The sequence below is a fragment of the Vibrio sp. Vb0349 genome (genome assembly GCF_033338975.1).
The window spans coordinates 1-2,288 of record NZ_JAWOTS010000073.1; the positions used below are offsets into that span (position 1 = coordinate 1).

Here is a 2,288-nt window from a genome sequence, read left to right on the forward strand (position 1 = left end):
TTCCTCCTTAGCTCAGTTGGTAGAGCGACGGACTGTTAATCCGCAGGTCGCTGGTTCGAGCCCAGCAGGAGGAGCCACTTTTAAAGCCGCATCACTTGATGCGGCTTTTTTGTATCTGCTTTATACGTCATTTCTCGTTTTCCCATTTATCTGCACTTCATTTCTAAACATCAGCGAACATTAAATCTTTTCTTCAAAAACACTTATTTCACGCTAAAAATTTAATCCTCATCGTAATTTCAATACGCATTAGTATCCGAGCATATTCATCTTCACTAAGATGCCCGAGTTATTACATTTCTTCTTTTAGCTATGCCTTGCATAGTGATAACACTTTATTTGTGAGCTAAATATGAAACTAAAAACTCAAGCCTATTTATTATCTGCGATCATATTGCTAGCTCTCCTAGCTCTGACCGCAACGGGCTTATGGACACTTCGCGTCGCAAGTAACCTTGATAACAAAGCTCGAGTTACTGAGCTATTTAAAAGTGCGTACAGCATACTTACCGAAGTAGAAAAGATGGCTATCGAAGGCAAAATGCCGGAAGACGAAGCGAAAGCATTAGCCACTCGCCTACTTCGTAACAATATCTACAAAGACAACGAATACGTTTATGTCGCAGATGAAAATATGATGTTCATCGCCGCACCACTAGACCCTCAACTGCACGGAACCAGCTTCCATGACTTTAGAGATGGCAGTAGTAATAGCGTAGGCCAACTCATTCTAGATGTATTGGGGCACAAAACAGGTCAGATCGTTGAATATACCTGGAGCCAAAAACAAGCAGATGGCAGCATTGAAGAAAAACACTCGATAGCAGAAAAAACACCACACTGGGGCTGGGTTGTCGGTACAGGTATTGGCTTTAATGAAGTTAACGCACGTTTTTGGTCGACAGCACAATGGCAGCTTGTGCTGTGTCTGATTATCGCGGGAAGTATTCTAAGTGGCCTGATCATTTCGATTCGCAAAATGCTTAATCTACTTGGTGGAGAGCCTAACGACGTGCGTAAAGCAGTTCAAGCTGTCGCTCAAGGAGACATTCAGACCAGTTTTGATACTGTGGCACCGAGAGGAAGTATCTATCGTGCCGTGCAAGATATGAGTCAATCACTAGCTACCATGGTGACAAACCTAGAGAAGTCTATGCATGCACTGCGCGCAGAGTTGTTTGCCGTAGAGGCTCGATCAAATACGATTGCCGATCTTACCGTATCTCAGCAGCAATCAACGGCTATGATTGCCACTGCGATGACTGAAATGGCATCTTCAGCCAACCATGTTGCCAATTCAGCAAGCGACACCGCAAACAATACGGACGAGGCAGACAAACAAAGCCAACATACTCAGAAACTCATTCACAACACGGTTGAAAACATTCAAGGTTTAGCTTCTCAATTAAATACTGCGAGTAAAGCGGTCGCCGATCTAGATCAGGATGTAAATAATATTGTAAAAGTGCTCGATGTGATTGGTGATATTGCAGAGCAAACAAACCTATTGGCACTCAATGCAGCCATTGAAGCAGCACGTGCTGGAGAGCAAGGCCGAGGCTTCGCAGTCGTTGCTGATGAGGTACGCAACCTAGCAGGACGCACACAAGACAGCACAAAAGAGATTCAGTATATGATCTCCAATCTGCAAGAAGGCTCGCGCAATGCCATTCACACAATGGAAATATGTGCAGAAACCAGTGAAAGCACTGTTACAGAGTCTAAGAATGCCTCTGAAGCTCTACAGCAAATTGTAACGGCGTTAGAATCTATCACCACAATGAGCCAGCAGATCGCTACTGCTGCCGCTGAGCAGACGCAGGTTAGCGATGATATTGCGCTACGCATAAACCTTATCGATGAAAGCGGAGGACAACTAAACTCTGTCGTAACCGAGAGTCAATCAAGTACTCAAAGTTTAGCTTCACTAGCGAATGAGCTAGAAGGTTGGGTAAACAAGTTCTCAGTAAAGCACTAGTTTAAAGTCAATTGTTCAATAAAAAGCACGTTTTCAGACGTGCTTTTTTGTTTTTATCGCCTTTATTTTGCAAGTGAACACACTATCAATGTTAAAACATCGCTTAAAGCATGGCGCATTGCTGCTTAAAACGCATAAAAACAGCCCACTCCGAGCACAAATTCATCAAACGATATTTTATTTTAATTTTATTGTTGACCTGAAAGCCGAAAAGCCTTTTAATACACCTCGTCGCCCGGATAGCTCAGTCGGTAGAGCAGAGGATTGAAAATCCTCGTGTCGGTGGTTCGATTCCGCCTCCGGGCACCAC

1 protein-coding gene and 2 tRNA genes are annotated in these 2,288 nt (G+C 43.8%); all 3 read left to right on the forward strand.

All coding sequences use genetic code 11. The annotated features are described in order from the left end of the window. The first annotated feature begins 1 nt into the window (after position 1). The 3 genes from R7Q47_RS23230 (at position 2) to R7Q47_RS23240 (ending at position 2,287) form a co-directional block, all read left to right on the forward strand. A tRNA-Asn gene (locus R7Q47_RS23230) sits at positions 2-77 on the forward strand. Positions 78-352: 275 nt separating this feature from the next. Continuing rightward, on the forward strand, positions 353-1,978 hold the full coding sequence (locus R7Q47_RS23235) for a methyl-accepting chemotaxis protein (protein ID WP_248487007.1): 1,626 nt from the start codon (positions 353-355) through the stop codon (positions 1,976-1,978). Between the two features lie 233 nt (positions 1,979-2,211). Next, a tRNA-Phe gene (locus R7Q47_RS23240) sits at positions 2,212-2,287 on the forward strand. Position 2,288 lies beyond the last annotated feature (1 nt).

Excerpts from the sequence above, each read along its gene's own strand:
- R7Q47_RS23235 (WP_248487007.1), top strand. The coding sequence starts at position 353 with ATGAAACTAAAAACTCAAGCCTATTTATTATCTGCGATCATATTGCTA.